The 21,864-nt window shown below is 49.2% G+C and carries 22 protein-coding genes, 1 pseudogene, 1 riboswitch and 1 other annotated feature; of the genes and pseudogenes, 4 read left to right on the top strand and 19 right to left on the bottom strand.

Annotation, left to right across the window (positions count from 1 at the left end):
• Positions 1–13: 13 nt before the first annotated feature.
• The 3 genes from leuS to BBB58_RS07135 all read right to left on the bottom strand — a co-directional run bounded on the left by leuS (position 14) and on the right by BBB58_RS07135 (position 4,785).
• Positions 14–2,419: a leucine--tRNA ligase gene (gene leuS / locus BBB58_RS07145; RefSeq protein ID WP_074036442.1), complete on the bottom strand. Its 2,406-nt coding sequence runs from the start codon at positions 2,417–2,419 to the stop codon at positions 14–16.
• A gap of 39 nt (positions 2,420–2,458) precedes the next feature.
• Positions 2,459–2,674 (bottom strand) — a binding site (T-box leader).
• A 53-nt stretch (positions 2,675–2,727) separates the two neighbouring features.
• Positions 2,728–3,474, bottom strand: coding sequence for a bacteriorhodopsin-like (locus BBB58_RS07140; RefSeq protein WP_074036440.1), 747 nt, complete (start codon positions 3,472–3,474; stop codon positions 2,728–2,730).
• A gap of 126 nt (positions 3,475–3,600) precedes the next feature.
• Positions 3,601–4,785, bottom strand: a complete 1,185-nt coding sequence (locus BBB58_RS07135; protein WP_244150701.1) for an MDR family MFS transporter — start codon at positions 4,783–4,785, stop codon at positions 3,601–3,603.
• Positions 4,786–4,963: 178 nt separating this feature from the next.
• Here BBB58_RS07135 and mnmL point away from each other — a divergent pair, with 178 nt between their 5' ends.
• Together mnmL and mnmM are read left to right on the top strand one after the other, a co-directional pair.
• Positions 4,964–5,938, top strand: a complete 975-nt coding sequence (gene mnmL / locus BBB58_RS07130) for a tRNA modification radical SAM protein MnmL/YtqA (protein ID WP_084543057.1) — start codon at positions 4,964–4,966, stop codon at positions 5,936–5,938.
• Entirely contained in the window at positions 5,892–6,464 is a 573-nt protein-coding gene (gene mnmM, locus BBB58_RS07125) for a tRNA 5-(aminomethyl)-2-thiouridylate-methyltransferase MnmM (protein ID WP_074036434.1), read from the top strand. Before mnmL ends, mnmM begins: the two co-directional genes overlap by 47 nt.
• 31 nt (positions 6,465–6,495) lie before the next feature.
• Here mnmM and BBB58_RS07120 read toward each other — a convergent pair whose 3' ends face one another.
• The 3 genes from BBB58_RS07120 to BBB58_RS07115 form a co-directional block, all read right to left on the bottom strand.
• Positions 6,496–7,209 carry an alpha/beta fold hydrolase gene (locus tag BBB58_RS07120; protein ID WP_074036433.1) on the bottom strand — a complete coding sequence of 238 codons (714 nt, stop codon included), beginning with the start codon at positions 7,207–7,209 and terminating at the stop codon, positions 6,496–6,498.
• Between the two features lie 88 nt (positions 7,210–7,297).
• Positions 7,298–7,438, bottom strand: a complete 141-nt coding sequence (locus tag BBB58_RS15380; RefSeq protein ID WP_244150700.1) for a hypothetical protein — start codon at positions 7,436–7,438, stop codon at positions 7,298–7,300.
• A 15-nt stretch (positions 7,439–7,453) separates the two neighbouring features.
• On the bottom strand, positions 7,454–7,768 hold the full coding sequence (locus BBB58_RS07115) for a GNAT family N-acetyltransferase (protein WP_244150699.1): 315 nt from the start codon (positions 7,766–7,768) through the stop codon (positions 7,454–7,456).
• A 165-nt stretch (positions 7,769–7,933) separates the two neighbouring features.
• Between BBB58_RS07115 and BBB58_RS07110 the strand changes: the two genes are divergently transcribed.
• A complete protein-coding gene (locus BBB58_RS07110) occupies positions 7,934–8,452 on the top strand; it encodes a hypothetical protein (RefSeq protein ID WP_074036432.1) in 519 nt (172 codons plus the stop codon).
• A 37-nt stretch (positions 8,453–8,489) separates the two neighbouring features.
• Here BBB58_RS07110 and metK read toward each other — a convergent pair whose 3' ends face one another.
• A complete protein-coding gene (metK, locus tag BBB58_RS07105; protein WP_074036431.1) occupies positions 8,490–9,698 on the bottom strand; it encodes a methionine adenosyltransferase in 1,209 nt (402 codons plus the stop codon).
• Between the two features lie 132 nt (positions 9,699–9,830).
• Positions 9,831–9,950, bottom strand: a riboswitch (SAM riboswitch).
• 321 nt (positions 9,951–10,271) lie between these two features.
• Here metK and pckA point away from each other — a divergent pair.
• Positions 10,272–11,843, top strand: a complete 1,572-nt coding sequence (gene pckA, locus BBB58_RS07100; protein WP_074036430.1) for a phosphoenolpyruvate carboxykinase (ATP) — start codon at positions 10,272–10,274, stop codon at positions 11,841–11,843.
• Between the two features lie 15 nt (positions 11,844–11,858).
• On the opposite strand, the gene BBB58_RS07095 is transcribed toward pckA, so the two are convergent.
• The 12 genes and pseudogenes from BBB58_RS07095 to BBB58_RS07040 form a co-directional block, all read right to left on the bottom strand.
• Positions 11,859–12,623 (bottom strand): alpha/beta hydrolase family protein, encoded by a 765-nt coding sequence (locus tag BBB58_RS07095; RefSeq protein ID WP_074036428.1) that lies wholly within the window; start codon positions 12,621–12,623, stop codon positions 11,859–11,861.
• Entirely contained in the window at positions 12,604–13,077 is a 474-nt protein-coding gene (ytkD, locus tag BBB58_RS07090) for an RNA deprotection pyrophosphohydrolase (protein ID WP_074036427.1), read from the bottom strand. Before ytkD ends, BBB58_RS07095 begins: the two co-directional genes overlap by 20 nt.
• A 99-nt stretch (positions 13,078–13,176) precedes the next feature.
• Complete coding sequence (locus BBB58_RS07085) at positions 13,177–14,529, bottom strand: glucose-6-phosphate isomerase (RefSeq protein WP_074036426.1); 1,353 nt, start codon at positions 14,527–14,529, stop codon at positions 13,177–13,179.
• A 106-nt stretch (positions 14,530–14,635) separates the two neighbouring features.
• Positions 14,636–15,799, bottom strand: coding sequence for an iron-containing alcohol dehydrogenase (locus tag BBB58_RS07080; protein WP_074036425.1), 1,164 nt, complete (start codon positions 15,797–15,799; stop codon positions 14,636–14,638).
• Between the two features lie 74 nt (positions 15,800–15,873).
• On the bottom strand, positions 15,874–16,866 hold the full coding sequence (locus BBB58_RS07075; RefSeq protein ID WP_074036423.1) for a Gfo/Idh/MocA family protein: 993 nt from the start codon (positions 16,864–16,866) through the stop codon (positions 15,874–15,876).
• A gap of 100 nt (positions 16,867–16,966) precedes the next feature.
• Positions 16,967–17,359, bottom strand: a complete 393-nt coding sequence (gene yugI / locus BBB58_RS07070) for a S1 domain-containing post-transcriptional regulator GSP13 (RefSeq protein ID WP_012726799.1) — start codon at positions 17,357–17,359, stop codon at positions 16,967–16,969.
• 197 nt (positions 17,360–17,556) lie between these two features.
• The gene (locus BBB58_RS07065; protein ID WP_074036422.1) at positions 17,557–18,801 is read right to left on the bottom strand and encodes a lysine N(6)-hydroxylase/L-ornithine N(5)-oxygenase family protein; all 1,245 of its coding nucleotides are present in this window, start codon (positions 18,799–18,801) and stop codon (positions 17,557–17,559) included.
• 58 nt (positions 18,802–18,859) lie between these two features.
• The gene (locus tag BBB58_RS07060) at positions 18,860–20,044 is read right to left on the bottom strand and encodes an aminotransferase (protein ID WP_074036420.1); all 1,185 of its coding nucleotides are present in this window, start codon (positions 20,042–20,044) and stop codon (positions 18,860–18,862) included.
• Positions 20,041–20,535, bottom strand: a pseudogene (locus BBB58_RS07055) (Lrp/AsnC family transcriptional regulator). Before BBB58_RS07055 ends, BBB58_RS07060 begins: the two are co-directional and overlap by 4 nt.
• A gap of 2 nt (positions 20,536–20,537) precedes the next feature.
• Positions 20,538–21,338: a glycosyltransferase family 2 protein gene (locus BBB58_RS07050; RefSeq protein ID WP_074036418.1), complete on the bottom strand. Its 801-nt coding sequence runs from the start codon at positions 21,336–21,338 to the stop codon at positions 20,538–20,540.
• Entirely contained in the window at positions 21,335–21,583 is a 249-nt protein-coding gene (locus tag BBB58_RS07045; RefSeq protein WP_074036416.1) for a NifU N-terminal domain-containing protein, read from the bottom strand. Before BBB58_RS07045 ends, BBB58_RS07050 begins: the two co-directional genes overlap by 4 nt.
• Positions 21,584–21,596: 13 nt before the next feature.
• On the bottom strand, positions 21,597–21,827 hold the full coding sequence (locus BBB58_RS07040; protein WP_074036415.1) for a DUF1871 family protein: 231 nt from the start codon (positions 21,825–21,827) through the stop codon (positions 21,597–21,599).
• Between the last annotated feature and the right edge of the window lie 37 nt (positions 21,828–21,864).

Here is a 21,864-nt window from a genome sequence, read left to right as displayed (position 1 = left end):
CACATTCTTTTTGTTAGCCAACTACAATATTGACGAGTTTTCCAGGAACGACAATGACTTTACGAACCGTCTTGCCTTCTGTGAACTCTTGGACACGCTCGTTCCCGAGTGCTTCCGCCTCAAGTGCTTCTTTTGATGCGTCACGAGAGACGTGCATTTTCGCACGGAGTTTCCCGTTCACCTGGATGACGACTTCAATCGTGTCGCTTACAAGTTTTGACTCATCGTATGTCGGCCAAGCCGCATACGTCAACTCTTCTGTCATGCCCATCTTCTCCCACAACTCTTCAGACAAGTGCGGCGCGACCGGTGAAAGCATCTTGATGAAGTCGACCATTTGCGATTTCGGCAACGTCTCTTGTTTGTTCGCTTCATTGACGAAGACCATCAACTGCGAAATCGCCGTGTTGAAGCGAAGGGCTTCGTAATCCTCCGTGACTTTTTTTACCGTCTGATGATACGTGCGTTCAAAGTCGGCAGTCGGTGCCACGTCTGCGAAGTTCGTCTGATCGAATAAACGCCAGACGCGGTCGAGGAAGCGACGTGCCCCGTCAAGACCATTCGTCGACCATGCGATGGCCGCATCAAGTGGTCCCATGAACATTTCGTAAAGACGAAGTGTATCGGCTCCGTGCGACTTCACGATATCATCCGGGTTGACAACGTTCCCACGAGATTTTGACATCTTCTCGTTGTTCTCACCGAGGATCATCCCTTGGTTGTAGAGTTTTTGGAACGGTTCGCTCGTCGGGACGACACCGATATCAAAGAGGACTTTATGCCAGAAACGTGCGTAGAGCAAGTGAAGAACGGCATGCTCCGTACCCCCAATATACAAGTCGACTGGAAGCCAACGCTTGAGTTTCTCAGGATCCGCGATCATCTCTTCGTTATCTGGATCGATGTAACGGATATAGTACCAGCAGCTACCTGCCCATTGTGGCATCGTGTTCGTCTCGCGACGACCTTTTTCCCCTGTGACCGGATCTGTGTACGTCAACCACTCTTCTGCGTTCGCAAGTGGCGACTCACCTGTACCAGATGGTTTGATTTCATCGATGATCGGAAGTTCGAGCGGAAGCTCTTCGACCGGTACCGTCTTCATCGTACCGTCTTCCATATGGACGACCGGAATCGGCTCGCCCCAGTAACGTTGACGGCTGAACAACCAGTCACGAAGACGGTATGTCGTCTTCGCACGCCCTGTGCCACTAGCTTCGAGCTCTTCAATGATCGTCTTGATGGCATCGGCTTTATTAAGTCCGTTCAAGCTACCAGAGTTGACGTGCTCACCGTCTTCGACGTAAGCCGCCTCTTCCACATTTCCACCTTTGACGACTTCACGGATCGGGAGGTCGAACGTTTTCGCAAACTCATAATCGCGCTCATCGTGTCCAGGAACAGCCATGACTGCACCTGTCCCATATGTCGAGAGAACGTAGTCCGCTGTCCAAATCGGAAGTTTCTCGCCGTTCACCGGGTTGATCGCATAAGCGCCCGTGAAGACACCTGTCTTCTCTTTGGCAAGGTCTGTACGCTCGAGGTCCGTCTTCTTCGAGACTTCCTCAATGTATGCTTCGACTGCCGTCGATTGTTCCGGTGTCGTGACCACTTTCGTGAACGGATGCTCTGGTGCGAGTGTCACGTATGTCGCCCCGTGAAGTGTATCTGGACGTGTTGTGAATACCGTGACGATCTTATCATGACCGTCGACCTTAAAGTCGACCTCGGCACCGACGGATTTGCCAATCCAGTTGCGTTGCATCTCTTTCACGCTCTCAGGCCAATCGAGACCTTCCAAGTCTTCAAGCAAACGCTCTGCGTATTCTGTGATACGAAGCACCCACTGCTTCATCGGGACACGGTAAACAGGGTGGTTCCCACGCTCTGACAAGCCATCGATGACTTCCTCGTTCGCAAGGACCGTACCGAGAGCCGGGCACCAGTTGACCGCAACTTCATCGACGTATGCGAGATCACGTTCGAAGAGTTGCGTGAAGATCCACTGCGTCCATTTATAGTATTTCGGGTCCGTCGTGCTAATTTCACGGTCCCAATCGTATGAGAATCCGAGTTCTTTCAACTGACGGCGGAACGTCTCGATGTTGCGCGCTGTGAATTCACGCGGGTCGTTCCCTGTGTCGAGTGCATATTGCTCGGCAGGAAGACCGAATGCATCCCAGCCAATCGGATGAAGAACGTTATATCCTTGCATCCGTTTCATACGAGCGATGATATCCGTCGCCGTATAACCTTCCGGGTGACCGACGTGAAGACCTGCACCGGATGGGTACGGGAACATATCAAGGACATAGAAACAATCCTTCTCCGGGTCTTCTGTCGTTTTAAATGCTTCTTTCTCTTCCCAACGCTTTTGCCACTTCGGCTCGATTTCTTGATGTTTAAAATAGCTCAACATTCTTCCTCCTCTGCATAATAAAAAGCCTTCCGTCCCCGAAAATGGGACGAAAGGCTTGAAAGCTCTCCGCGGTACCACCCATGTTGCATTGCTGCCACTTGAGACGCCGGTAACGAGGCGTAACCCCGGTTTTCCCTACTCGTTTCAGGAAAACAGCTCCAAGGCGAGTTCACAACATCCGCTTATCGATTCACACCATCCATCGACTCTCTTTGAAACGGAACGTTCGCTACTAGTCCTCTTCAACGCTTGCTATTCATCGTAGTCTATTTTAGCCCATTCTGAAATTCAACGTCAACTTGAAGTTTTCAAGCTTTGACTTGTTTTTGCGTTGAGATGGTTTTAACAGCAAAGAACGCAATTAATCCGAATCCCACTTTATTGATTAAATCCGCAACGTTGTAAATCAATTCGCGCACGAGCTGAACTTCAATCCCTGTTGCGAACAATGTCACCGCATAGCCGATTGGGTAAATCGCCCACCCAATCAAAATGAAGAGACGCATGTTGAGTAACGCCTTCCGAATAGGTGGAGGTGACGTCTCCGCCGCTTTCGTGACGTTCGTGAAGAGCAAGTAAATGATATAAAGCCACGCAATACAACCTACAATATATCCCCAAAGTCCAAGTTGCGTGAATCCGCTGTTCAAGTTAATGGACGACTCGCCGAGATAACCGGCAACAATCATGATGATATCCGCGATAATCAACTTCGTTAATAAACCGGTCTTCATCTTCCCTTGCAGGCTAAGCAGTAGCGGAAACTTGATTAAGAGTAAGGGTGTCGTGACAAGCCAATCGATATACCGAATCTCCGTCGGAAACCCGGTGATTTCCGATAGTAATCCAGAATCGCCGACCGCATCCTTCATAAAGTAATAATGAATCGCTGCTACAAACGTAACGAGTGCCGCCACCGTCGCGACCGAACGGTACTCGGGATCCAGACTGCTCCGCTCAACGAGAAAATACAAAGTCGCAGCCGCCATTCCTACAAAACCAACCCAAAACATATACTGCGTTGCCAACACGAGTAAATTGACTTCCTCGTTCATCATGCCCATCCCCTTCAATGAGAATTGACCGACAACAACATATGTGGTGAAAGGATCCTTCACCTAAATTTTATCCTCGAAAGTCAATAGGTCGAAGCTTTAAATCTGTAGAGAATATGCGCAAAGTCACGAATTTTGAACATTTAATGAACGAATGCGTAAAAAGACAATGTTAGCTGTGATAATCAGCAAAATAATCAATGTAAATACTGCATTCATGCCGAACGCGTCGAATAATAAACCGGAGAGCGTCGGTCCAATCATTCGACCGACGGATGCTGCGATATTGACGAGCCCTTGGTATTGCCCAGCTTTCCCAGGTGGGGCAAGCTTCGCCGCAATCGTCGGAACAGCCGGCCAGACAAACATCTCCCCGATGGTCATGACAACCATCGCGACCATGAACATCCCGAATCCACCAGCGAATGGGACAATCAAGAACGCACCGAGGAAGATGGATGCCCCGATGATCAATTGACGTTTTAAGTCGTCCTCAAACTGTCGTAAGACGCGGTTGAGCAACGGTTGTGCGAAGACAATCATCGCCCCGTTCACTGTCCAAAGGAGTGAGTATTGACTGATTGTGACGCCGAGATCTTTCGAGTGAACCGCAATCGTCCCCTGCCATTGAACATACACGAACCAAAGCACCGCATAACCGACGGCGACATACCACATCGATTTCATCGTCGCACTCGATAGTGTCGTGGCTGCCGCTTCTAGTTGCGACTGAACGACAGGACGTGCCGGGTTTTTCAAATAACGCAGTCCAAACAAGAGCACCACGACAAATAAGACCGATAAGAAGAAGTTCGCATAAAAAATCCACTCGATGTTAAATCGAGCGATTTGACCACTCATTGCCGTACCGAGGGCGACCCCTACGTTTTGCGCGACGTAAATCGCATTGAACGAACGGCGTCCCCCTTCTGGCCATATGAGACCCGCAAACGCATATACGGTCGGAAAGACGAGTCCACCTGAAAGACCGATCAATCCGAGCCATACGAGGTAGCCGAAGAACGTGGCATGAAACAGTAAAAATCCAAGTGAGCTCGCGAGCAAGAGACCGACAGAAATCATCAACGTCGTCTTCCCACCGATTCGATCGAATAGCGTCCCTCCGATGTAGTTCCCTACAATCGCGAGTGCTGAGTTCACAAGAAGCGCCACCCCAGCAAGCGTCATAGACTCACCTAAAAAATCATGAATATACAGTGTGTTAAATGGCCATAAAAAAGACGCCGCCGTTGTATTGAGCGCCATCGCAATGACTAAAATCCATACCGAAATTGGCATTTTATTGTTCACACCAAGTCCTCCTTTCATTCTTCTTTCACATTAAAAAAATCGGCACAAAAAGGCCGAATCGACAAGATTTCCTTATCAAACCTAAACGAACGCCAACGAAGTGTCAAGAAAAATTACTTATTATGAAGTTTTGTCATTTTCCGTTTGTGATAGGATGAGCAAGGAAGGAGAGATGAACATGAATCCATTCGGTCAAAATCGCTACCATACACTCAATGAGGCGTATCGCCGAGAGTACGGGGGCAAGGTGTTTAAAGTGCCACTCGATGGTGGCTTCACGTGCCCGAACCGTGACGGACGTGTCTCAAAAGGCGGATGCACCTTCTGTTCGGACGATGGAAGTGGTGATTTCGCGGGAAATGCTTGCGATCCGATTCCCGTTCAATTTGCAGAAGTGAAGGCTCGTCTCCACCGGAAGTGGAAAAATGCCAATTATATTGCTTATTTCCAAGCGTTTAGTAATACGTATGCACCAGTCGAGCGGTTACGTGAATTGTATGAACCGGCACTAAATGAGGATGGGGTCGTCGGTCTCTCGATTGCGACACGTCCTGACTGCTTGCCGGACGACGTCGTCGCCTATTTAGCAGAGTTGAATGAACGGACTTCCCTTTGGGTAGAGCTTGGTCTTCAGACCGTACACGACACCACCGCTAAAAAGATCAATCGCGGGCACGACTATCAATCGTTTTTGACCGGTCTTGCGAAACTTCGCCGTCACAACATTCGTGTCTGCGTTCATATCATCAATGGCCTCCCAGGTGAGACACCAGAGATGATGCTCGACACGGCACGAGAAGTTGCTAAAATGGACATACAAGGAATCAAGATCCATTTACTTCACGTCTTGAAACACACACCGCTCGCCCGTCAATATGAGAAAGGACTGCTCGACTTGATGGAGGAAGACACATACGTCTCCCTCGTCTGTGATCAACTCGAACGGATTCCTCCCGAGGTGATTGTCCATCGTTTGACAGGAGACGGTCCTCCCGACCTCTTGATCGGTCCGCTATGGAGCCGTCACAAGATGCAGGTGCTAAACAAGATTCGTGCGGAATTGGAGCGCCGGGATTATTTTCAAGGAAAAAAGAAGGATGAGATGTATGGGATTAATGAGAGTACTACCTTTTGCAAAACAATTACTACATGACCATCTCGAGGAAGGTCAGGTCGCCATCGATATGACGGCCGGGAACGGACACGATACGTTGTTCTTAGCGAATGCTGTAGGCGAGACAGGACATGTCTATGCTTTTGATATCCAATCAGAAGCTGTAGCAGCCACAAAGGCGCGGGTTGAAGAAGCGGATGTCAGTGAACGTGTGACCGTGATTCATGATAGTCACGATACGGTCCAAGCGGTCGTTGAAAAGGAAGCGCGTCCGATCACCGCGGCCGTCTTCAACTTAGGGTATTTACCGGGAAGTGATAAATCGATCACGACACACGGAAATACGACGATTGCCGCATTATCCCAACTATTAGACGTCATGGCTGTCGGTGGCGTCATCGTCATCGTGATTTACCACGGACATGAAAGTGGGAAAGTCGAACGAGACGAGGTGCTTCATTATGTAGAGTCCCTCGATCAAAAACAGGCAGGCGTCCTGCGTTATGGATTTATCAACCAAGTCAATCATCCCCCATTCATCGTGGCGATTGAAAAACGTGCATAAGAAAAAGGCGGCTCATTAGAGTCGCCTTCTGTCATTCTTGAATCAATTCATAAAACGTCATGAGGGTTTCCGCGAATTTCGTGTTCAATCGTTCGTAACCAAAGTGTGGGAATCCTTCCAATCGCCGGATATACACTTGGTCCCCACCGATTTTTCGACAAACATTCAACGTCAACTTCACGTCCGCAAACTGGTCGTCTGGTGCATAGAAACAGGCGAGCGGAAGGCGTGGCAGATGCTTCTTCTCTTCCTGATGCTCGACGATTTCTTCTTCGATCTCCCGATATTGCGCATATGTGATTTCTCCGAATCGGGACGACTCGTCTCCGCCGCCAGTAAATGTCATCATCCCAAGTGGCAAGTCAGGACGAAAACGGTCGACAGCACTTGCGACGACTTGTTTCAACCCACCGATTTGACGAGTGGCATGCCAATCAAACAATGGGGAGATATATGTGAGACTCCCGAGTGGCACATCGTACTCCTGTAAAAGGCGATTCGTTAAGAGTGCGCCAAGACTGAATGCCACGACATGAATCGGTAATTTATATTCTCCTGCCTCGCGCAATGCTCGCTTGATTAGTTGCTTATGGTCACCCGCCGTCAATCCAATCGATTGTTCGCGGACGACGATGACTTCATACTCGTCTTCGAGCCGTCGAATAAAGTTCTCGCTGATCCGTGACGTGAATTGTAACGGATACACGATGACGATGACTCCTTTTCGTACTTCTTCATTTGCCATACAGCCGTCACCTCGTTTATAGACTACATTCATTGTATCAAAAAAACATCAGCCGCAACTGATGTTTAAATAAAATCCGTCTGGAGGCTTAGCTCGGGTCATATCGTAAATGGATGAGTTCCATCGGGCGATCATACACCTCTTCCTGGATGCGATTCACTTCTTTGAAAGATTGATGCAAGAGGAAGGCGATTGCTTGCTCATTCGAATTCTCAACGTACACTTCCATCGGCTGTTCTTTTTTTTATTGAAGGTGGGCCAAAAAGGCTGCGCCGTAGCCGTTTCGATGATAATCGGGGTGCAGATAGAGGCGGAGCATCTCCCACATGTCACCGCGATCGATGGCATGACAAAATCCGATGACATCTTCTTCATATTCGCCAACGATAAAATACTGTTCTCGTGCTTCTTCACTTGAACTGATTGCTCGTACAATCTCTTCTTGCCGATACGCGCGTTCCATCGCTCTCGTTCGATTGGAATCATCCTGTGAAATGGTCGCCAGCGCGATGTTCCGAATCAGCGTCGCATCTTCTGGCACTGCTTCCCTCATGTTCATGACAGCTTCCCCCTTTTGGCCAATCTATTTGTATCATTCCCTATCCCGGTGTTTTTATCCTGCTCCTTCATTTCTTTTTCATGACGATTCATCAGAAAACGTTACGTAGACATTGCTCTAGGGTATAACACAACCAATGCCAATCAAACGAAGGAGTGGAACCACATGGAACCTAGACAAGAACATGACCCGAAAGTAGAACAGACAGCAAACCCGAACCGCCAATTCGATCAATTGGACGGGGGAAGTCCAAAAATCAGTGTCGTGACCGGGATGTTGCTCGGTGCACTCGTCGGTGGTCTACTCGCCTTACTTAGCTCCTCGAACCGGGAGCAGACAAAGCAATCCCTCTCGAATGCGAAATCGTCGGTCGGGGGCATCGTCAACGAAGTGAAACAAGATCCTGCCGGAAAGGCGTCTCAAGTCATTGAACAAGTGAAGTCGGCCTCGACAAAGATTCAAGAAGTCTCTACAGATGTCCAAAACGTATACGAAAAAGTCGTCGGGGAAGTCGATACCGTGAAAGAGGACGTCACTAAAATCGTCGAGACGGCTCAAGAGGCCAAGTCGGACTTACAGAACATCGGGGAGAAAGTCGTCGAAGCGAAGGATACGGCGCTTGGACAAGATCCGACAACCGATTCTTCATCCGATTCGAACAAACAGGTACCACCGACAGCATAAAAAAACGACCTTTCCTCGGAAAGGTCGTTTTTGATGATTACGCGAAACGTTTCGCGCCTTCTTCAAGAATGGCTGCTTTATCTGTTTGCTCCCATGGGAGTTCGATGTCTGTACGACCGAAGTGACCGTAAGCTGCCGTTTGTTTGTAGATTGGGCGACGAAGGTCAAGCATCTTGATGATGCCTGCTGGACGGAGATCGAAGTTCTCGCGAACGAGTTCAACGAGTTCCGTTTCGCTCAATTTACCTGTGCCGAACGTATCGACAGCGATTGATACTGGGTGTGCAACACCGATTGCGTATGCAAGTTGAACTTCTGCTTTATCAGCAAGTCCTGCTGCAACGATGTTTTTCGCTACATAGCGGGCTGCGTATGCCGCTGAACGGTCAACTTTTGTAGGATCTTTACCAGAGAATGCACCGCCACCGTGACGAGCGTATCCACCGTACGTATCGACGATGATCTTACGTCCAGTCAAACCTGCGTCCCCTTGTGGTCCACCGATTACGAAGCGACCAGTCGGGTTGATGAAGTATTTTGTTTCAGCATCGATGAGTTCAGCCGGAATGACTGCCTCGATGACATGTTTTTTTTTTTCTTCTTGAATTTGCTCAAGCGTGATTTCTTCAGCGTGTTGTGTCGAAATAACAATCGTATCGATGCGAACAGGGTTGTTGTCCTCATCATACTCGACGGTTACTTGCGTCTTCCCGTCCGGACGAAGATACTCGAGCGTACCGTTCTTACGCACTTCAGCAAGACGACGTGACAACTTGTGTGCCAACGAGATTGGAAGCGGCATGAGCTCAGGTGTCTCGTTTGTCGCATATCCGAACATAAGACCTTGGTCTCCTGCACCGATTGCATCGAGTTCCTCTTCAGTCATCTGACCTTCACGTGCTTCAAGCGCCTGGTCAACACCTTGCGCGATGTCTACCGATTGCTCATCGATTGACGTCAAGACCGCACACGTTTCAGCATCAAAGCCATATTTCGCACGCGTGTATCCGATTTCGCGGATTGTTTCACGGACAACTTTCGGGATATCCACGTAAGTTGACGTTGTGATTTCACCAGCTACGAGTACAAGACCTGTTGTGACAGACGTTTCTGCCGCAACACGGGCATTCGGGTCTTCCGCTAAAATGGCATCCAAGATGGAGTCAGAGATCTGATCACAAATTTTGTCTGGATGTCCTTCAGTAACCGACTCTGAAGTAAAAAGTCGACGGTTCAATTTTGACATTCAAAAAACCTCCTATAATAAGGGTATTATGTGGACGGTACTCGTTCCCCTTACGCGTTGCTTTGGGACGGTAATGAAAAAAACCTCCCCCGATGACATACATGGGGAAAGGTTGAATCGTTCTTCCTTACCCTCTTATCGTTCGAAGCTAATGGCTTCGCTTCAGGATAGCACCTTTTCCGCACAAGACTTCATGTCGGACGGTTGCTGGGCTTCGTAGGGCCTTGTTCCCTCCACCGCTCAGAATAAGAGTATCCGTTACGAAAACCATCATATAAATGACACTCGATTATGTCAAGGGAATCGGACGAATTCGTAAAAGTTTTCACAGACTTGCAAAACATTTCTGTTTGTGAATCGTCAAACATTTTTTATTTCGTTTCTTTTTTTTAACACCTTGTGATAAGAGAATGTGATAAAATAACTTTGTAAGAAAGCGCTTACTTAGAGAGAAGAAACGCTTGTGTTTAATTAGTGTGTCACATATAATTAAAAATGTCATACTGATTAATCGTAATCGCGGAAGTATGCGGATTTCATCCACATCTATTTAGGGGAAAGGTGGGATTCAGGATGGCAACAACGCTCCTGAAAATCGAAGAATTAATTAATGGTGCCGACATGTTACGGAACTTGACGGTTCCAGAGCTGGTGGAAGAAGCCATTCAAAATGGTGAAGGTGTACTGACAAAAGACGGGGCATTATCTGTCAGCACCGGTGCTTTTACCGGACGGTCACCGAAAGACAAATTCGTCGTACAAGATGAAGTCAGCAACAACCTCGTCGATTGGGGTAAAGTGAACCAACCGATCGCAGAAGAGAAGTTTTCAGCACTTCTTGACAAAGTTCTCGACCATTTAGAAAAGAAGGATAAGCTGTATTATCTAGAAGCATCCGCTGGTGCAGATGAACACTATACGTTGCCTGTCCGTGCCATTACGGAGTATGCGTGGCACAGTCTGTTCGCCAAACAATTGTTCTTACGCGAATGGCCGACGAAAGGTGCGTTCGACCCGTTCACGGTCATTTATGCACCGAGCTATAAAGCAGACCCTGCGGTCGATGGTACGAACTCTGAGACGTTCATTCTCGTCTCATTCGCCAAGCGCACGATTCTGATCGGGGGAACAGAATACGGTGACGAAATTAAAAAATCTATCTTCTCCGTCATGAACTTCTTGCTACCTGAGCAGAACGTGTTATCGATGCACTGTTCAGCAAACGTCAACGATGCGAACGAAACGGCACTATTCTTCGGATTGTCGGGCACTGGGAAGACAACGCTCTCGGCTGACCCTGAGCGTCACTTGATTGGAGACGACGAACACGGATGGTCACCGGACGGGGTCTTCAACATCGAAGGAGGTTGTTACGCGAAGACGATCAACTTGTCTCGTGAGAACGAACCTCAAATCTATGATGCGATTCGCTTCGGTTCATTGATTGAAAATGTCGTGTTGAATGAAGATCGTACACCGGACTATAAGAACATTTCCCTGACGGAAAACACACGTGCGGCATATCCAATCGAGTTCATCGACAATGCGATGCTCCCATCTCGCGCAGGTCATCCGAATACGATTGTCTTCTTGACGGCAGATGCATATGGCGTCTTGCCTCCGATCAGCAAACTGACGAAAGAACAGGCGATGTACCACTTCTTGTCGGGTTATACGTCAAAACTTGCCGGCACCGAGCGCGGTGTCACAGAACCACAGGCGACATTCTCGACTTGCTTCGGTTCACCGTTCCTTCCGCTCGCTCCAGAGCGTTACGCGGATATGCTCGGTAAATTGATTGAGGAACACGACGTGGATGTCTACCTCGTCAACACAGGTTGGACTGGCGGTGCATACGGTGAAGGTTCACGTATGAAACTCGCTTACACGCGTGCGATGGTCAACGCCGCAGTCAACGGTCAACTTCGTGACGTCGAGACGAAGAAACATGACATTTTCAACGTCGAGATTCCAGTAGCCATCGAAGGCGTACCGAGTAACGTGCTCAATCCACGTGACACGTGGAGCGACCCAGCTCGCTACGATGTCGAGGCGAAAGCACTCGCGATGAAGTTTAAAGAGAACTTCACACGGTTCACGAAAGCGAGTGAATCGGTCATCGCAGCCGGTCCACTGGTCATCTAATACGAAAGCACCGACTCATCGAGTCGGTGCTTTTGCTTGTTGTAGCATCCATTCCATCGCTTGTTCGGTCGTCTCCCATTTATCCCAAAACGGGAGTTGGTGTCCGAACGGAAGCACCCAAAACTCGGCCTGCTTACCTAATTTCTCGGCGACTGCCGTCGCATGGCGCAATCGGACCTGCTCATCATCCGTACCATGGATGATCAGCGTTGGAGCGCCCCATTCCTTATAGAGCGGAGAACGTTCCGTATATGCCGTTTCTGCCGATTCAGGGTCCCCGCCCGTCATGCGACGTAACATCTTCCGCATCGAGCGCTGCTCTTCATACGTCCACTCTAGATTCGTCACACCGGCCCATGAAGTGACAGTGGTGACCGGTCGTTCAGATGCGAGAGAGAGTGCCATCATCAAACCGCGCGAAAAACCGAGTGCATGAATCGGTCGTCCACTCGTTTGGACGCGATCATAGAGTGAGAGTACGTCTTCTAAATCCTCTCCACCGAAGTCTTCTTTTCCCGTACCTCCGTGATTGCCTCGATAAACCGGGGCCACCACATGAAAACCACGTGCCGCAAATTGCATGAGTCGCGGCAACCGGACGTCTCCGATTCGTGCCGTCCCCCCTCGTAAGTACATCAATACCTGTCCGTTCGACCGTTTCGGTTCAATCGAATAGGCGACGACCTCTTCCCCATCATTCGTCGTATACCACCCACGCGTCACCCGATAACCGGCATAAGGTGGCAAGACGTCGACCCGATCAAACCAAGTGTTGCTCATGGAGCACCCTCATCGTTTCCGGTAAGACACGGTCTTTCATCATAAAACTGTACCGTGGATTCCGTAGTAGGTTGTCCGGCAAGACATCGATCAAGACGGCCCCATCCGTCTCGTCGACTGCGGGATGATCTTCGAATCGTTCGATCTCCGCAAAATAAATGTTTTTGATGACGGTGTCGCCGCGGCCGAGCACACGATACTGCCCCATGTATCGTAATATCTTGACGACGCCTCCGGTCTCTTCATATACTTCCCGGATGGCAGCGGCATCCTCATGTTCGCCCGGCTCGACTTTCCCACCTGGGAATTCGAGCCCTCGTTGCTTATGTTTCGTCAATACCCATTTGTCCTTATATCGGGCGACGACCCAGACGTGGAGCGGCGTGTCTGAGAACGGATAATGGGTGAAGCTTAACTCGACTTGATTATGATAGTAATCCTTGAATGTCTTCATAGTCCATCCCTTTCTTTCCCCTGTCTACTCTCACTTTACCTTGTCTGCACCCAGTTTCAAACAAAAAAATCGGTCCGACACGCGGACCGATTCGTTTTCTTATTGATTCAAGCGTTTTTCAAGTTCTGCTTTTTGTTCTTCATACCCTGGTTTACCGAGTAATGCGAACATGTTCGCTTTGTATGCTTCAACGCCAGGTTGGTTGAACGGGTTCACCCCGAGGATGTATCCGCTCATTGCACATGCTTTCTCGAAGAAGTAGAACAAGTAACCGAGGTGGTAAGGTGTCATCTCTGGCAATTCGACGACAAGGTTCGGTACGTCCCCATCTGTATGTGCGAGGAGCGTCCCTTCTGTCGCCTTGTCGTTCACGAATTGGATTGTTTCGCCTGCGAGGAAGTTCAAACCATCCAAGTCTTGTGCGTCTTCTGGGACGTTCATTGTGTGACGGACTTCTTTCACACGGATGACTGTCTCGAACAAGTCGCGACGGCCTTCTTGAATGTATTGACCCATCGAGTGAAGATCAGTCGAGAAGTCGACAGCCGCAGGGAAGATCCCTTTGTTGTCTTTCCCTTCTGATTCTCCGTAAAGCTGTTTCCACCACTCTGACACGTAGTGTAGAGCTGGTTCGTAGTTGACGAGCATCTCAATCGATTTACCTTTCGCATAGAGAGCATTACGTACGACTGCATACTGATACGCTTCGTTCTCAGCCAATTCTGGCGAGCTGTAGGCGTTTTGTGCATCGCGTGCGCCTTCCATCAAAGCATCGATATCGATTCCTGCAGCGGCAATCGGAAGAAGTCCGACCGGTGTGAGGACAGAGAAACGTCCACCGACGTCATCTGGAATAACGAACGTCTCGTAACCTTCAGCGTCCGCGAGCGTCTTGAGGGCACCACGGGCACGGTCTGTCGTCGCATAGATCCGCTCACGCGCTCCGTCTTGACCATACTTGTCTTCCATGAATTGCTTGAGGACACGGAATGCGATCGCAGGTTCTGTCGTCGTTCCTGATTTCGAGATGACGTTGATTGAGACGTCCTTCCCTTCAAGCACTTGAAGCAATTCTCTCATATACGTTGAAGAGATGTTATGGCCCGCATAGAATACTTGTGGCGCCTTGCGCTCTTCTTTTGACAATACGTTGAAGAACGAATGTTGAAGCATTTCGATCGCTGCACGGGCACCGAGGTAAGAACCTCCGATTCCGACGACGACGAGAACATCTGAATTCTCGCGAATTCGTTCCGCCGCAGCTTTGATTCGTGCGAACTCATCTTGATCGTATTCGGTCGGAAGGTCGACCCACCCAAGAAAATCACTTCCGGCACCGCTCCGCTCGTGAATCACCGAGTGAAGAGTTTTTACCGTTTCTTGCATTTGGTCGATTTCATGCTTCCCTACGAATGAGAGCGCGTTTGAATAATCGAAACGTACAGTTGACATGTCATTTCCTCCTTTAAATCGCTCGTAAAAGAGCCATACATGACCCATCATAAACGGAAAGTCTAGATTCGTTCAATCATTATTGCAAAATAGGCAAGAAATCGCCTTATTTACTTAGTTCGAGAATATGCGCAACATCTTCCCGTTCGAGCGTACGGAAACGACCAAATGCACCACGTTTCATCGCAGAATCAAGAATCGCATCGAATGTCGACTCATCGATATCGTAGTCACGAAGCGAGTTCGGTGCACCGAGTTGATCGAAGAACGCACGGATGGCCTCGATTGTACGCTTCCCTGTCTCTAAATCCGTTGCACCTGGCTCCACATCGAACACTTCCGTACCGAGTCGAGCAAAGCGAGCCGCATTGTCTTCATCCAACACATGTTCCATCCAACGTGGGAAGAGAATCGCGAGGCCCCCAGCATGCGGGATGTCATGGACAGCAGATACGGCATGTTCGATGTTGTGCGATGCCCAGTCACCGGCTGCACCCATTTGAAGTACACCGTTCAATGCCATCGTACCTGAGAATAAGATGATGGCACGGAGGTCTACGTTTTCTAAATCGTTGACGAGTTTGGGTGCCGATTCGACGACCGCTTTCAACACACCTTCTGTCATGCGTTCTTGTACCGGCGCATGGTTCGGGTGGAAGTATTGCTCGAAACAGTGGCTCATCATGTCGACGATGCCATAAATTGTCTGGTCTTTTGGAACTGACACGGTGTAACGTGGATCGAGGATCGAGAATGTCGGGAATACAAGTGGGTGACCCCAACCGAACTTCTCTTGAGTCTCCCAGTTCGTGATGACCGATCCCGAGTTCATCTCCGACCCTGTCGCAGCGAGTGTAAGGACTGTCCCGAATGGTACCGCCTCTGTCGGGATATGTTCACGAAGTACGATGTCCCACGCGTCCCCGTCATATGGAATCGCTGCTGAAATCAGTTTTGTGCAGTCGATGACGGAACCGCCACCGACAGCTAGCAAGGCATCAACGTCCTCTTCACGCGCAAATTTCACCGCACGACGTACAGTCTCAATCCGTGGGTTCGGTTCAACACCTGAGAAGTCTACGTATGAGATACCGGCTTTTTCAAGCTCGGCCACGACTTCATCGTACGTCCCGTTCTTTTTGATGCTTCCGCCACCATAGACGAGCATCACTTTCTTCGCGTCGAGCGCTTCGAGTTCTCCTGCTAATTTTTTTATCAGATGTGTCCCAAAAATTAGTTTTGTCGGGTTTTTGTATTCAAAGTTGTGCATAAGTCATCCTCCTCATAGAAATATGTAACACCTACACTATATACCCTGTTTTTACGGAATGAAAAGTATCGTGCTTATGCGTAGATGCGATCGATGATCCGATGCAAGATGACCGCTTCCTCCGCTTGACGATAGTTCGGCTCTTCTCGACAGGCTTCAAGGAAGAGTTGGATTTGCCGCTCATACGGGTCGTGTTCAGTCAAATAAGCTGGTCGCTCGTCAAACAATGCCCCATATTTCTCCGTGTGGAGCGTGAGCGGGAACAGACTGGCTCCGGCGTTCGTGCCGCGACATTCCACACGCATCGTATCTTTCTCTTCGATATTGGCCATATAGCTGACGTCGAGTAATAAGGATGCCCCATTTTCAAACGTGATCATCGCCCTCGCCGTATCCTCAACCGAAAGCGAACTCGCGTCCCATTCCCCTAGCAAGCCGACACCCGGTCGATTCCCTAAATATTGACCGACATGGCCGACGACCTCTCTCGGTTTCGGGTATCCCATCAAATGAAGCGCTAGGTCTAACATATGCACACCGATGTCGAGCAGGGCGCCCCCGCCTTGCAGTTCTTTATTCGTGAAGACACCCCATCCCGGAATTCCACGTCGCCGAAGGGCGAACGCCGTCGCTGCATAGATATCTCCAAGTTCTCCCGCGTCAATCATTCGCTTCAACAGAACCGTATCTGCACGATGTCGGTAATGGAATCCGTAATGCAATGTTTTTCCGGCTCGTTTTGCCGCTTCTAACATCTCAATTGCCTCATTCTCCGAGATACCGGGTGGTTTCTCACAGAGAACGTGACATCCTGCTTCAAGCGCAAGCAGCACTTGCTCTTTATGTAAGGCGTTTGGTGTACAGATACTGACCGCATCGAGCTGTTCGTGCTTGAACATCTCCTCGACCGTCTCATAAACGTTCGGGATGCCGAACTGCCGGGCGACACGTTCCCCGTTTGCCCGTGTCCGGTTCATGACCGCTACCACATCCATCCCTGCTTTGACATAATTCGGGATATGGGCACTCGTCGCAATCCCCCCCGTTCCGATGATGCCAATCTTCATATGATCTCCTCCTATTCGATTTACAGTTTCGTCATACGTCCCACCGATTCAAAAAAAACAAAAAAAGGTGACCCGTTTGGAACGGGCCACCTTGAAACACTTACTTCTTGAAGTTTGTGTTTTTGATCCAGTCTTCAAGTTTGTCTTTGAGGACTGTGAATCCTGGAGCTTCTTCTTGCTTGAAGTTTGAAGCTGCTTCGTTGCGGCGTGGCGCACGACGAGCTGGCTTCGCAGACTTCTCGCGTTTTGGAGCTTCTTGCGTCGCTTTCATTGAAAGCTTGATTTTTTTAGAAGCTTCGTCCACTTCAAGGATTTTCACTTCAACTTCTTGACCAACTTGAACGTAATCGTTTACGTCTTTTACGTAGTCGTGTGAGATTTCTGAAATGTGTACAAGACCTTGAGTCTCGTCATCGAGTGCTACGAAAGCACCGAATGGTTGGATTCCTGTTACTTTACCTGTTAATACTTGATCTTTTTCGTATTTTGCCATTACAAACAACTCCTATGCTAAATTCATCAACTTACTATAACATACTTTTTTCGATAAAGTGTAGAATTTAGTAAAAAAGATTATTTTTGACGTGTTGGTATGTTTTAAAGTCGAAGTGCGGGGTAAATACAAATCAAGCAAGACTTCAAGTATTCCCCCCTGATTCCGCTAGGCGACTCGCCTAGCCCTTTTTTTGTTCAAAATGTCGTAAACGGCTTCTGATGGCGAATCGGATAGACCGTTTCCCCAGCCATGTCGTTCAAAATGACCGCATTTCGATAGACAGCCATCCCGAGATTCGTCGCAGCCGGACCATGCGAATGCTCTAAATTCGTATGCGTGAACAACTTCCCGCCAAACGACTCGCTCATGATCACCTCATACGTGTCACGTACTGCCCATTCTCCCTCTGCTTCCCATACGACCGGGAGCTGATTGACCCAAGATGGGACCACCGGGCGATACCCCGTCGCCACGACGACGAGATCGTACTCTCTTTCAATCACTTCTCCCGTATAGCGTTGCGTTCCTTTCAAACGATGTGTCAACCAATCATAAGTGATTGATTCCACTTCGACCTGTGTCATCATGTCAGCTTTCGTCGCTTGTCCTTCTGCAGTCCGATGATACAACGTCTCATAGATCGAGGTCATCGTCTCAGGATTGACACCGTGACGGAAACGCTCGAATGACCCAAGTAGCTCTTGCCGAGCGTCATACGGTAGCTTATGAAAATAATCGACATAATCCACACTAAAAATTTCATCCCCGAGCTTGCCTGCTTCAAGTGACTCAAAGTGTTCGGAGCGTGTAAGCCAGTCGACGCGTTGTTCATCCGTCGCCTCACGCAACAAGTCAAGGAAGACTTCCGCAGCACTCTGTCCACTCCCGACGACCGCGACACGATATCGGTCTTTGAGGACGTGCCGGTACGTCAAATAATCGCTCGTATGAATGACTTGTTCAAACCCGTCCGGCACGAATGGCGCCGCCCCTGTCCCTAGGACGAGATGTCTTGTATGAACTTGTGTCGATCGACCATCTGATTCGACGGTCACGAGGAAGCCCTCTTCTTCCACTACAACGTCAGACACATAATGATTGAAACGAATCGTCGACAGTTGGTTAACAACCCACTGCAAATAACGGTTGTATTCCGTTCGAGGAATCTTATCTTGTTCTTGCGTGATAAATGTTTGGAGTCGACCCGTATCACTCAAATAGTTCAGAAAACTCGATGGATGGGTCGGGTCCGCCAATGTGACGAGATCTTGTAAATAATGCGTCTGCATCGTCATCCCTTCAATCAACATGCCTTCATGCCACATCATCTCCGCACGTTGCTCAAAGCAAACCCCATGCAATTCAGTCTTCTCCGCAAGGGCCATGAGACCAAGATTATAAGGACCACACCCGATTGCAACAAAGTCAAATTGTTTCATCCTCTTCACCTCGCCCGTCTTTTCCCTTTCGTTATATCGCTAAAACGCCAAAGAACTCTCACGAATGAGAGTCCTTGGCTACGGTGACTTCGAATTGTTTCATGAAACGTTGAATTCGGAGAATCGCTTCTTGTAGTTGTTCGAGCGAAGTCGCATAACTCGCCCGGACGAACCCTTCCCCGCTCTCACCGAAGGCGTTTCCTGGAACAACGGCAACACGTTCTTCGACGAGAAGACGTTCTGCAAATTCTTCACTCGTCAATCCAGTATGTCGAATCGAAGGGAAGGCATAGAATGCTCCGCCTGGCACGTGCGTCGGTAGCCCCGCTTCATTCAGCGCTTGAATGAAATAGTTTCGACGTTGACGATAACTTTTCACCATGCTCGGCACGTGCTGATCACGGGTCCGAAGTGCCTCGAGTCCACCGAATTGAACGAGCGTTGGTGCACACATCATGCCGTATTGATGGACCTTCAACATCTCTCGCGTGACGATTTCCGGTGCGCATGTGAAGCCAAGGCGCCATCCAGTCATCGCGAACGCCTTCGAGAAACCGTTGACGACAATCGTCCGGTCTCGCATGTCGTGAAGCGTCGCAAAGCTGACAAATGGTTCGTCGTAACAGAGTTCCGCATAAATCTCATCGCTGACGACCCAAAGGTCATACTTTGTCGCGAGCTCTGCGATTTGTGCGAGTTCATCGCCATTCATCGTGGCGCCCGTCGGATTGGACGGGAAGCAGAGTAAAATCGCTTTCGTCCGTTCTGTGATGGCTTGCTCGACGTCTTCCCGATCGAGTCGAAACCCTTTTTCCGGACGACATGCGACAGGGACGACGGTCCCACCTGCCAACTCGATGAGTGGACCATATGAAACGAATGCCGGTTCGACCACGATGACCTCGTCCCCTGGATTGAGAAGGGCACGGAATGCGATATCGAGCGCCTGCGATGCCCCAGTCGTGACAATCAATTCAGACGTCGGATCGTACTCGACTAAAAAGCGTTCTTTCATATAAGTAGCGATCTCTTCGCGCAACTCGATGAGACCGGCGTTGGCGCTATACGCCGTATAGCCTTCTTCGAGTGCGGCATAGCTCGCTTCTCGCACGTTCCATGGTGTGATGAAATCCGGTTCTCCCACCCCGAGAGAGACCACGTTATCCATCGTCTGTGCTAAGTCAAAGAAACGGCGAATGCCCGATGGCTTCATCGAGACGACTTGATTCGATAAAGACTTCATGGCGTGATGTTCAACCGCTTATCTTCAGTTTGTGGGGTGAACAAGATCCCGTCATGTTTGTACGTCTTCAATTTGAAGTGGGTTGTCGTCGACAAGACCGAATCAAGCGGCGATAGCTTGTCTGAGACAAATGAGGCGACGTCTTGAAGCGAGTTCGCCCGAATGACGACTTGAAGGTCATACGCCCCCGACATCAAATAAAGCGCCGTCACTTCTGGGAAACGATAAATACGCTCGGCCACGTCGTCAAATCCGCGTCCTCGTTTCGGAGTGACTTTAACGTCAATGAAGGCAGTGACATCGTGACGATTGATTTTTTGTCAATTGACCATGGCACGAAATCCGAGGAGAATCCCGTCTTGCTTGAATTTCTCAAGCATCGACTCAATCGTCTCCTCATCGAGTGCCAACAAATCAGCCAACATCTTCGTCTCGAGATACCCTTTTTCTTCTAACAGCTCTAACAACTCAAGTTCTTTTGATGAATACATACTTATTCTCCTTCCGTTCGACCAGGTAGCACGCCTGTGAACGTTCTCTCTGTCTGTCTCACGAATGCACGTCGTTCCTCCTGAACGATATGGAAATTCTTCATCTCCATGTCTGTCAGACCGTGCTTTTGACAGAAATGATCAAAATAACGACGTCTCGTTTCATCCTGTTTTGCCGACAGGTTATCCGTCCCGTTGAAGGCGTAAAGTACCGTCGCACGCGCCGGGTGTGACACCGTGAATGCATCCATCACCCTCAACAAGAAATCCCAATCCCAGTAGTTATAGACGTCTTCGTCGAATAGACCGATCGTGTCATGAATCGATTTGCGATACATCGTGCCCGAAGGGATGAACGTCGAGTCCTGACGCATCCGCTCTCGATCAAACGCGTAAGCGAACGGTTCCCAGTCCGTCACGACACGACGGCCCGCTCTCCATTCGAATCGGAACAGCTCAGCATCCGAATAGACGAGGTCTGCCTGTTGAAGGTCGCGTAGCCCCTCCTCCAAATGTGTCGGCATGAGCAAATCGTCATCGTCTAGTAACAAGATGACATCGCCTCTCGCTTCGAGAACACCACGATTACGGGCACGAACATGATGGTTTTCACCCACTTCGATGACACGTGCATCCAATTGATTCAAAAAAGGCGCCAAAAGGTGTTGTTTTGGCGGCCCTTCATTATTCATGACCAAGACCTCAAACTGCTGAAATGTTTGGACCGTTAGACTTTCAAGCAGTTCCGTCAGTTCCGTCTCGCGTTTATAAGCCGGAATGACAATCGAGACAATCGGTTTCATCCGCGATATGCCGTCTCAACGAGTGGAAGAATTGCTTCCCAGCTCACACCGTTCTCCTTTGATACGGTCACAAAGTCACCATAAGCAAAGACACTCTCCACGCCTTCGATTTCAACTAACTTGGCGAGAAGCGGTTGATCTGTCGCTTCGCCCGCCTTCACACTTTGACTCTTGGCGCCAAACACGTTCTCTGGAAGTGTCACTTTCATCGCATTCGGATTCGGTGTTGGATCAATTCGTAACATTATTGGTTCCTCCTTATAGTTGGCAAGATGACGATACGAGGAGTCGCTGCGCCATCTCGAAAATCTCTGTTTCTGGTGGACACGCATCGAACGCTTCAAGAAGCGTTCGGCGAATCACTTCGGTCAATTGTTCGGGAGAATCGACATAGGTTAATGCCATCATGACTTCATCAAACTCAGGTCCGTATGAACCTGCCCCATAACCGAGTGGGTCCCATGTTAATAATAAGTCTTCTGTACGCACTTGTTAAACCCTTCTTTTCGCTGAAATTCCATGTCCT

Source organism: Exiguobacterium profundum (genome assembly GCF_001909285.1).
GTDB lineage: Bacteria > Bacillota > Bacilli > Exiguobacteriales > Exiguobacteriaceae > Exiguobacterium > Exiguobacterium profundum.
Note: the sequence above shows the minus strand (reverse complement) of the source record. Positions and strands in the feature narration are given on the sequence as shown.

What these genes read in the sequence shown, in the direction of transcription:
- leuS (WP_074036442.1), bottom strand. Translation starts at nt 2,419, where the DNA reads ATGTTGAGCTATTTTAAACATCAAGAAATCGAGCCGAAGTGGCAAAAG.
- BBB58_RS07140 (WP_074036440.1), bottom strand. Translation starts at nt 3,474, where the DNA reads ATGAACGAGGAAGTCAATTTACTCGTGTTGGCAACGCAGTATATGTTT.
- mnmL (WP_084543057.1), top strand. Translation starts at nt 4,964, where the DNA reads ATGAATCCATTCGGTCAAAATCGCTACCATACACTCAATGAGGCGTAT.
- mnmM (WP_074036434.1), top strand. Translation starts at nt 5,892, where the DNA reads ATGGGATTAATGAGAGTACTACCTTTTGCAAAACAATTACTACATGAC.
- BBB58_RS07120 (WP_074036433.1), bottom strand. Translation starts at nt 7,209, where the DNA reads ATGGCAAATGAAGAAGTACGAAAAGGAGTCATCGTCATCGTGTATCCG.
- BBB58_RS15380 (WP_244150700.1), bottom strand. Translation starts at nt 7,438, where the DNA reads ATGGAAGTGTACGTTGAGAATTCGAATGAGCAAGCAATCGCCTTCCTC.
- BBB58_RS07115 (WP_244150699.1), bottom strand. Translation starts at nt 7,768, where the DNA reads ATGAACATGAGGGAAGCAGTGCCAGAAGATGCGACGCTGATTCGGAAC.
- BBB58_RS07110 (WP_074036432.1), top strand. Translation starts at nt 7,934, where the DNA reads ATGGAACCTAGACAAGAACATGACCCGAAAGTAGAACAGACAGCAAAC.
- metK (WP_074036431.1), bottom strand. Translation starts at nt 9,698, where the DNA reads ATGTCAAAATTGAACCGTCGACTTTTTACTTCAGAGTCGGTTACTGAA.
- pckA (WP_074036430.1), top strand. Translation starts at nt 10,272, where the DNA reads ATGGCAACAACGCTCCTGAAAATCGAAGAATTAATTAATGGTGCCGAC.
- BBB58_RS07095 (WP_074036428.1), bottom strand. Translation starts at nt 12,623, where the DNA reads ATGAGCAACACTTGGTTTGATCGGGTCGACGTCTTGCCACCTTATGCC.
- ytkD (WP_074036427.1), bottom strand. Translation starts at nt 13,077, where the DNA reads ATGAAGACATTCAAGGATTACTATCATAATCAAGTCGAGTTAAGCTTC.
- BBB58_RS07085 (WP_074036426.1), bottom strand. Translation starts at nt 14,529, where the DNA reads ATGTCAACTGTACGTTTCGATTATTCAAACGCGCTCTCATTCGTAGGG.
- BBB58_RS07080 (WP_074036425.1), bottom strand. Translation starts at nt 15,799, where the DNA reads ATGCACAACTTTGAATACAAAAACCCGACAAAACTAATTTTTGGGACA.
- BBB58_RS07075 (WP_074036423.1), bottom strand. Translation starts at nt 16,866, where the DNA reads ATGAAGATTGGCATCATCGGAACGGGGGGGATTGCGACGAGTGCCCAT.
- yugI (WP_012726799.1), bottom strand. Translation starts at nt 17,359, where the DNA reads ATGGCAAAATACGAAAAAGATCAAGTATTAACAGGTAAAGTAACAGGA.
- BBB58_RS07065 (WP_074036422.1), bottom strand. Translation starts at nt 18,801, where the DNA reads ATGAAACAATTTGACTTTGTTGCAATCGGGTGTGGTCCTTATAATCTT.
- BBB58_RS07060 (WP_074036420.1), bottom strand. Translation starts at nt 20,044, where the DNA reads ATGAAGTCTTTATCGAATCAAGTCGTCTCGATGAAGCCATCGGGCATT.
- BBB58_RS07050 (WP_074036418.1), bottom strand. Translation starts at nt 21,338, where the DNA reads ATGAAACCGATTGTCTCGATTGTCATTCCGGCTTATAAACGCGAGACG.
- BBB58_RS07045 (WP_074036416.1), bottom strand. Translation starts at nt 21,583, where the DNA reads ATGTTACGAATTGATCCAACACCGAATCCGAATGCGATGAAAGTGACA.